The organism is Vibrio sp. 10N.222.49.C9, from assembly GCF_041474985.1.
GTDB lineage: Bacteria > Pseudomonadota > Gammaproteobacteria > Enterobacterales > Vibrionaceae > Vibrio > Vibrio crassostreae_C.
The window spans coordinates 1-269 of the sequence record NZ_JBFRVD010001580.1; the positions used below are offsets into that span (position 1 = coordinate 1).

General features: G+C 52.0%; 1 protein-coding gene. It reads right to left on the minus strand.

Annotated features, from left to right (window positions below; all coding sequences use genetic code 11):
- Positions 1-269, minus strand: a 269-nt coding sequence (locus AB4585_RS29350) for an ATP-binding cassette domain-containing protein (protein WP_372172350.1), incomplete at both ends; no start/stop codon positions are given.

Below are 269 nucleotides of genomic sequence, written 5' to 3' on the forward strand. Positions count from 1 at the left end.
GGGCTTTTTCGCCCTGAAAGCCAAAGCTACCTAAGTAATCACGAAGCTGCTGCTCTGTATGATTCGGGGCAATCTGCATCAGATGCTGTAGGGGCGTTTCTTCTGGGTGAAGCGTTTCCAGTTGGTGCTGAGCAAAGTAGCCAATCTTCACGCCTTGCGAATACGTAAGCTCACCGCTCTTTGACGCTAACTCACCAGACAGCAACTTGATCAGGGTCGATTTACCGGCGCCGTTACGCCCTAGTAAACCAATGCGGCTACCAGGAACG